The sequence below is a fragment of the Mycobacterium sp. genome, from assembly GCF_049585075.1.
Classification (GTDB): Bacteria; Actinomycetota; Actinomycetes; order Mycobacteriales; family Mycobacteriaceae; genus Mycobacterium.
The window spans coordinates 1-7,186 of sequence record NZ_JBAUZA010000103.1; the positions used below are offsets into that span (position 1 = coordinate 1).

A 7,186-nucleotide genomic window follows, 5' to 3' on the forward strand; every position below is an offset into this window, starting at 1 on the left:
AGATACGGCAACAGCGACCGGCCGCGCATGGGCGCCACTTCACGTCCGCGGTATTCGGTACCCGGATGCGCGACGCCGGCGAGCTCCAGGACGGTCGGAGCGATGTCCATCACCGTGCTGAACGCGGTGCCGATCTGGTGCTGGCGGTCGAAGCCCGGCCAGGTGACGAACCCGACCACTCGGATGCCGCCCTCGGTGGTGAACGCTTTGTACAGCCGGGATGGCGCGGTGGCGGCCTGTGCCCAGCGCGGGCCATACCAGATGAATGTGTTGGGGGCGCCCAGGTTATCGAGGCTGTGATCGCAATGCTGCTCGATCTGCGCCGCGATCAAGCCACCCAGAATCGGCATCGCCTCTACTATTGCTCCCTCCGCGCCGTTGTCGGACAGGAAGACCACCACCGTGTCGTCGAGCTCACCGGTTTCGGTGAGGTAGTCGATCACCCGGCCGATATTCCAGTCCATCCGGTCCACCATGGCGGCGTATACCTCCATGCTCCGGGCCGAGATCGCGCGCTCCTCCTCGGTCATGTCGGACCACTCCGGCTCGCCGTCGGCCACGACGGGGTGCGCATCGACATCGGGCGAGCACAAGCCGAGCCGCTTGAGCGCGGCCAGCCGCCCCTCGCGCAACGCGTCCGGGCCGGCGTCATAGCGGCCGCGGTAGTTCGCAATCAATTCGGCAGGTGCTTGCAGCTGCCAGTGCGGCGCCTGGAACGGCAGATACGCGAAGAACGGAAGTTCTTGGTTATCGGGGTCCTCGGGGCGCTCGCTGAAGTAGCGGAGCAGGGCGTCGGTGTAGGAGTCCGACGAATAGAAGTCGTCACCAACGGTGACGAACTGGTCGTCTTCGGTATAGAGCGTGGGGCCGGGCAGCGAAGCGGTGGCCCGCGAACCGCCGTAATGGCTAGCGCCACCCGGCAGCAGCGCGAACGAGCGCTCGAACCCGCGGGCCCACGGCGACCTGTCGATGGTGTTGCCCAGGTGCCATTTACCCGACATCAGCGTCAGGTAGCCGGCGTCGCGCAATAGCTCGGGGAACGCCACGACCCGGTCGTTGAGATAGCCCTCATATCCAGGCGCACCCTTGAATCCGGGCGACAGAACCTCGCCCATCGTGCCGATGCCGGCAATGTGGTGATCGGTTCCGGTCAGCAGCATCGACCGGGTCGGTGAGCAGGCCGGCGCCGAATGAAAGTCGGTGAACCGGATCCCGGCGTAGGCCAGCCGGTCCAGGTTGGGGGTGTTGATCTCCCCGCCGAATGCGCCGATGTCGGAGAACCCAAGATCGTCTGCCACTATCACCAAGAAGTTGGGCCGTTTCACGCTGAAGCATCCTGTCAGGTGTTTTGGCCAAATGGAATGTTTGGGTTACCGCCGATTCGGCGCCACCCCGGCAGGCTAATAGGCTGGTCGCCATGATCCGCGCCAACGACGATGCAGAGCGCAGCGATGAGGTGGGGGCACCTCCCGCTTGCGGGGGAGAGTGGCGCACATGATCGGTGCTACCCGGGTCGAGGACGTCCTGACCATTGAGCTGCAGCGTCCGGAACGACGCAACGCGTTGAACTCCGAGCTGGTCGAGGAGCTGCGCGAGGCGGTGGAAAAGGCGGCCGGTGAAAATGTCCGCGCCATCGTGCTGACCGGTCAGGGCACGGTGTTCTGCGCGGGAGCCGACCTGAGCGGCGACGCGTTCGCCGCCGACTATCCCGACCGGTTGATTGAGCTGCACAAAGCGTTGGACGCAGCGCCGATTCCGGTGATCGGCGCGATCAACGGGCCCGCCATCGGGGCAGGCCTACAGCTGGCGATGCAATGTGACCTGCGGGTCGTCGCGCCGGATGCGTTCTTCCAATTTCCGACATCGAAGTACGGCTTGGCGCTGGATAACTGGAGTATCCACCGGCTCTCGTCGCTGGTTGGACACGGCCGGGCCCGGGCGATGCTGCTGACCGCGGAGAAGCTGACCGCCGAGACGGCGCTGCAGACCGGAATGGCCAACAGGATCGGCACGGTGGAAGACGCGCAGGCCTGGGCCGCTGAGATTGCCGGCTTGGCGCCGTTGGCGCTAGCGCACGCCAAGCGGGTGCTGAACGACGACGGCTCCATCGAAGAGCCCTCGCCGGTTCAAAAGGAGCTTTTCGACAAGGCCTGGGCCAGCCAAGATGTGATCGAAGCACAGGTGGCCCGGGTGGAGAAGCGGCCACCGAGATTCCAGGGAGCTTGATCGGGATGATGCGGGGGGCGCTGCGACTGGCAGCCAGCACAGTCACGTTGGCGACCGGTGGTTGGGTGTTGCGCGCGTTGCATGGCGCGCCGGCGGCGCTCGGCGCGCAACCCGCCGACATCCGCGTGGTGGCCGAGCGGTCACCCAATTTCCACGACGGTGTATTCGTCAACCTGGAACCGGCTACCCAGTTCAGCATCGACCGCGAAGAACAGCGGAACATTCTGTGGGAGGTAATCGGTGCCCGCGCGTTGACCCGGCCCCCGGCGGAAATTCCGTTGGAATCGCCACCAAGCTGTGAGAGCGGCGCCGCGGTCATGGAGGCCTGCTGGCTCGGCCACTCGACGGTTCTGCTCGATATCGACGGGTACCGCGTCCTCACCGATCCGGTGTGGAGTGATCGCTGCTCGCCCTCGGATGTTGTTGGCCCCGAGCGGATGCATCCGCCGCCGGTGCCGCTGGAGGCGCTTCCGGCCTTGGACGCGATCGTCATCAGCCACGACCATTACGACCACCTCGACGTCGACACGATCGTCGCGCTGGCTCGCAGTCAGTGGGCCCCGTTTGTTGTACCGCTCGGTGTTGGTGCGCACCTGCGTGATTGGGGCGTTCCCCACGAGCGGATCATCGAACTCGACTGGAACGAGCACGCGCAGATCGACGAGCTGACCCTGATCTGCACGCCGGCCCGGCACTTCTCCGGTCGCTTCTTGAACCGCAACTGCACGCTGTGGGCATCATGGGCAATCATCGGCCCCGCGCACCGGGCGTACTTCGCCGGCGACACGGGTTACACCAAGAGCTTTGCCGAGATCGGCTCCGAGCATGGACCTTTCGACGTGACGCTAATGCCGGTCGGCGCCTACAGCAAGTCGTGGCCGGACATTCACATGAATCCCGAGGAGGCGGTCCAGGCGCACGTCGACGTCAACGGCCGACTCCTGGTACCGATTCATTGGTGCACCTTCCGGCTGGCGCCGCATCCATGGGCCGAGCCGGTCGAGCGGCTGTTGGCCGCTGCCGAGGCCGCCCACGTCAAGGTTGCGGCACCAAAGCCGGGTGAGCGCGTAGATCCCTCGGCGACTTCGGAATTGGACCCCTGGTGGCGCGGGGCTACATGACGACATGGCCGGCGTCGACCGGCAACGTCACGCCCGTCACGTAGCGGGCTCGGGGGCTGACGAGCCACAGCACGGCTTCGGTGACGTCCTGCGGTTCGACCAACGGCACGTCCGGCAGCAGCATCTGTGAGACCGCCGGGTTGGGGTTCTGGATCATCGAGTTCACCACGAAGTCGTTGAGAATCATCGGAGTCGACACCCCGCTGGGGTGCACGGAATTTACTCGGATCCTGTGTGGTGCATACGCATTGGCCGCCGAGCGCATCATTCCCACGATTCCGTGTTTGGTCGCGGCGTAGCCGAACATGGCGGCGCTGCCGTCACCGCCGCGGCCGGTGAGGCCTTGCGATGAACTCACCAGCACGATGGACCCGCCCCGACCCTTGCGGATGATCGACGGCACCGTGGCGACAAGCGTGTGCCACACGCCCCGCAGGTTTGTGTCGACGATTGCGTTGAACACCGGCTCGGAACGTGGGTCGGTGTCGCCGATCGCCACCACGCCGGCATTTGCGATGACGATGTCGACATCGGCGAGATCGTCGATGGCGGAACGTATCCCAGCTTCCAACTGGGCAAGGTCGCGTACGTCGGCGATGACGGGAACGACTTCGCTGCCGGTGGCGCGGACCAGCCGTACGGTCTCGTCCAGGTCGGCTTTGGTACCCAGCGGATACGGAATGGCATCGATGTCGGCGCACAGATCGACGGCGATGACGTCGGCGCCCCGCTCGGCGAGCGCGACGGCATGGCTGCGGCCCTGACCACGCGCGGCACCGGTGATGACGGCAACGGTGTTGTCCAGTTCAGCCATGGCTATACCGGAACCCGTGTGCCAGTTGACTCTTCAGCGAAGGCCACGACGCGGGCGGCGGTCTCGTAGTCGCAGGCGATCACCGAACGGCCGATGAGCACCGGGCCGCCGCGCAGACCGCGCCTGCCGCTGACTCCGACATAGCTGCCGGGCGGGATCGGTTCACTGATGCAGTAGAGGGTGGGCGCGGCGCCTTGATCGATGTCGTTGGCCAGCCGGTCGGCCACGACCTTGACTGTTTTGTGTGCCAACGACATCAGCGGTGAGTCCGATAGATGCGACAGATTCGATGCCACCCACCCCGGGTGGGTGAGCTGACTGACGATCTGCGATCCGGCCGCACGTAGCCTGCGGTCCAGCTCCAGCCCCCACAACATGACCGTCAATTTCGACTGCGCATAAGCACCGATCCTCGTCCACTTATGGTGGCGCAGCTCCAGATCGTCGAGCCGCAGTTTCGCCATCTGATGGGCATCGGAGCCGACGTTGATGATCTGTGAGCCAACCCGCGGCAGCAGCAGGTTGGTCAAGGCGAACGGCCCGAGCAGGTTGGTGGCCAGCGTCGTCTCGAATCCGTCGACCGTTTCGCTGCGGTGGTTGGTGAGAGCGCCGGCGTTGTTGATCAAGATGTCGACGTCATCGTCGATCAGGCCGGGGAAAGCGCGCACCGACGATAAGTCGGCGAGGTCGAGTTTGACCACCGACGTGGAGCCGCCGATCTCGGTTGCGCGCTGAGCGCCCAGTTCGGTGTTGCGCACGGCCATGATCACGTGTGCGCCGGCTTTGGTCAGGGCGCGCGCTGTGCCCAGCCCGACTCCGTTGGTTGCCCCGGTGACGATGATTCGCTTGCCGGTCAAGTCGCCGAGCCGCCTCGGCGTCCAAGGTATTGTCACGGCGATCACACTAACCGCCAGTTAATCGAGGTGGCCCGGCATGGGTGACAGCGCCATCGAAATCACCAATTTGATCTACCGCTACGCCGAGCTCATCGATGGCGGCAACATGGACGCGGTGGCCGAGCTCTTTGCGCACGGCCGGGTTTGCGGAGTCGAGAACGGACCGCCGGAGACGGTGTTCACCGGCGCCGCCGGAGTGCGACAGATGTATGAGATGGCCGTCCAGATCCACGACGACGGCACCCCGAAGACCAAGCACAACACCAGCAATGTGCAGCTGGAGATCGACGAGGCCGGTGGCACTGCACGCAGCAGGTCGTACTACTGCGTCACCCAAGCCACCCCGGAATTGCCGTTGCAGGTGATCGTCACCGGGCACTACCAGGACACGTTTCACCGGCTGGACGGCGTTTGGTGGTTCGACACCCGCACGATGTTCGTCGACCAGGTTGGCGATGTCAGCCACCACCTGAAGTTTCGCCCCTGAGCGGTAGGGTCAGACTCATGGGATTCCTGGACAAAGCTAAGGACTTGCTGGCGCAGAACGCCGACACGGTCGACGCCGCGATCGACAAGGCTGGCGAGTTCGTCGACTCCAAGACCGAGGGCAAGTACAAAGACACCGTCAACAAGGTGCAAGAAGCGGCGAAGAACGCGCTGAGCGATGGCGAGAAGGGCGAGCAGCAGAGCTAACTCATGGCCAAGCTTTCCGGATCCATCGACGTCCCATTGCCGCCCGAAAAGGCCTGGGAGAGTGCATCCGATCTGTCCCGTTTCAAGGAGTGGCTGACCATCCACCGGGTGTGGCGGAGCAAGCTGCCCGAGCAGTTGGATAAGGGCACCGTCATCGAGTCGATCGTCGAAGTCAAGGGCATGCCCAACCGGATCAAATGGACGATCGTGAATTTCAAACCGCCGGAGTCCATGACGCTCGACGGTGACGGTGTCGGCGGTGTCAAAGTCAAGCTGATCGCGAAAGTCAAGCCGAAGGGCAACAACCACGACTCGATTGTCAGCTTCGATGTGCATCTCGGAGGTCCGGCACTGTTCGGTCCCATCGGCATGATCGTCGCCGCGTCATTGCGCCGCGATATCCGCGAATCGTTGAACAAGTTCGTCACGGTGTTCGCGCCGGGCTGATCCGCCTGGCGGTTTCGCGATGAGTTTTCGGCTGCGCGCCAGTCGATAATCGTGAACCCCGCTTCGGGGCCTCGCGACGCATAAGGAGATCGTTGTGCCCACCCGTGATGGCGCGCCGCTCGGCGCTCCCTGCTGGATTGATTTGACGACGTCGGACGTCGAACGCGCCCAAGACTTCTACGGCACGCTCTTCGGCTGGACCTTCGAATCCGCCGGACCGGAGTACGGCGGATACGTCAATGCTGCCAAAGACGGCCACCCGGTCGCCGGCCTGATGGTCAACCGGCCCGAGTTTCAAAGCCCGGACACCTGGGCCACCTACTTCCACACCACCGACATCAACGCCACCGTGTCGGCGGTGACCGCTGCGGGCGGCTCGATGTGCGTGGGGCCGATGGAGGTGCCGGCCAAGGGCCACATGGGTCTGGCGACCGACCCGTCGTGCGGATTCTTTGGGTTCTGGCAACCGTTGGAGCACCGCGGCTTTGAGGTGATCGGCGAGGCCGGCGCGCCGGTCTGGCACCAGCTGACCACGCGCGATTACGGCGCCGCACTCGACTTCTACCGCGAAGTCTTCGGTTGGCGGACCGAGCAGATCTCCGACACCAACGAATTCCGTTACACCACAGCCTGGTTCGATGATCAGCAACTGCTCGGCGTGATGGACGGCGCCGGCTTTCTGCCCGAGGGTGTCCCGTCGACCTGGACTATCTTCTTCGGTGCTGAGGATGTCGACAAGACGCTGCAGCTGATCACCGACAACGGCGGCGCGGTGGTACGGCCGGCCGAGGACACCCCCTACGGGCGGCTCGCCGCGGCGACCGATCCGACGGGCACAGCGTTCAACCTGTCGTCCTTGCAGAGTTAGCGGCCATCACATCTGCCACAAGAGTCTCTGAGCCGAGCCGGGTGCACAATTTGCCCGCCTCTGAGCGACAACATCCGGCCGGGCCCGCGCGCAAGCGGGATTGTCGCTCAGAGCCGGGCAC

The 7,186-nt window shown here is 64.6% G+C and carries 9 protein-coding genes; 6 read left to right on the forward strand and 3 right to left on the reverse strand.

Annotation, left to right across the window (positions count from 1 at the left end):
- Positions 1–1,325, reverse strand: a 1,325-nt coding sequence (locus tag WB785_RS04725; protein WP_424077532.1) for an arylsulfatase, incomplete at its 3' end; no start/stop codon positions are given.
- Between the two features lie 169 nt (positions 1,326–1,494).
- Here WB785_RS04725 and WB785_RS04730 point away from each other — a divergent pair.
- Both WB785_RS04730 and WB785_RS04735 read left to right on the forward strand, forming a co-directional pair.
- Positions 1,495–2,226 (forward strand): enoyl-CoA hydratase, encoded by a 732-nt coding sequence (locus WB785_RS04730; RefSeq protein ID WP_424077533.1) that lies wholly within the window; start codon positions 1,495–1,497, stop codon positions 2,224–2,226.
- 5 nt (positions 2,227–2,231) lie between these two features.
- Entirely contained in the window at positions 2,232–3,347 is a 1,116-nt protein-coding gene (locus tag WB785_RS04735) for an MBL fold metallo-hydrolase (protein ID WP_424077534.1), read from the forward strand.
- On the opposite strand, the gene WB785_RS04740 is transcribed toward WB785_RS04735, so the two are convergent.
- Entirely contained in the window at positions 3,340–4,161 is an 822-nt protein-coding gene (locus WB785_RS04740; RefSeq protein WP_424077535.1) for a mycofactocin-coupled SDR family oxidoreductase, read from the reverse strand. The genes WB785_RS04735 and WB785_RS04740 overlap by 8 nt on opposite strands.
- Positions 4,162–4,163: 2 nt before the next feature.
- Positions 4,164–5,054, reverse strand: a complete 891-nt coding sequence (locus WB785_RS04745) for an SDR family NAD(P)-dependent oxidoreductase (protein ID WP_424077536.1) — start codon at positions 5,052–5,054, stop codon at positions 4,164–4,166.
- A gap of 40 nt (positions 5,055–5,094) precedes the next feature.
- On the opposite strand from WB785_RS04745, the gene WB785_RS04750 reads away from it, so the two are divergent.
- From WB785_RS04750 to WB785_RS04765, 4 genes are all read left to right on the forward strand, one after another.
- Positions 5,095–5,544: a nuclear transport factor 2 family protein gene (locus WB785_RS04750; protein WP_424077537.1), complete on the forward strand. Its 450-nt coding sequence runs from the start codon at positions 5,095–5,097 to the stop codon at positions 5,542–5,544.
- A gap of 17 nt (positions 5,545–5,561) precedes the next feature.
- The gene (locus WB785_RS04755; protein ID WP_424077538.1) at positions 5,562–5,750 is read left to right on the forward strand and encodes an antitoxin; all 189 of its coding nucleotides are present in this window, start codon (positions 5,562–5,564) and stop codon (positions 5,748–5,750) included.
- Between the two features lie 3 nt (positions 5,751–5,753).
- Positions 5,754–6,197 (forward strand): type II toxin-antitoxin system Rv0910 family toxin, encoded by a 444-nt coding sequence (locus WB785_RS04760; RefSeq protein WP_424077539.1) that lies wholly within the window; start codon positions 5,754–5,756, stop codon positions 6,195–6,197.
- A 94-nt stretch (positions 6,198–6,291) separates the two neighbouring features.
- The gene (locus tag WB785_RS04765; RefSeq protein ID WP_424077540.1) at positions 6,292–7,065 is read left to right on the forward strand and encodes a VOC family protein; all 774 of its coding nucleotides are present in this window, start codon (positions 6,292–6,294) and stop codon (positions 7,063–7,065) included.
- The last annotated feature ends 121 nt before the right edge of the window (positions 7,066–7,186 follow it).

Bases quoted from the DNA above. Each gene is read 5' to 3' on its own strand.
- WB785_RS04730 (WP_424077533.1), top strand. From the start codon at position 1,495: ATGATCGGTGCTACCCGGGTCGAGGACGTCCTGACCATTGAGCTGCAG.
- WB785_RS04735 (WP_424077534.1), top strand. From the start codon at position 2,232: ATGATGCGGGGGGCGCTGCGACTGGCAGCCAGCACAGTCACGTTGGCG.
- WB785_RS04740 (WP_424077535.1), bottom strand. From the start codon at position 4,161: ATGGCTGAACTGGACAACACCGTTGCCGTCATCACCGGTGCCGCGCGT.
- WB785_RS04750 (WP_424077537.1), top strand. From the start codon at position 5,095: ATGGGTGACAGCGCCATCGAAATCACCAATTTGATCTACCGCTACGCC.
- WB785_RS04755 (WP_424077538.1), top strand. From the start codon at position 5,562: ATGGGATTCCTGGACAAAGCTAAGGACTTGCTGGCGCAGAACGCCGAC.
- WB785_RS04760 (WP_424077539.1), top strand. From the start codon at position 5,754: ATGGCCAAGCTTTCCGGATCCATCGACGTCCCATTGCCGCCCGAAAAG.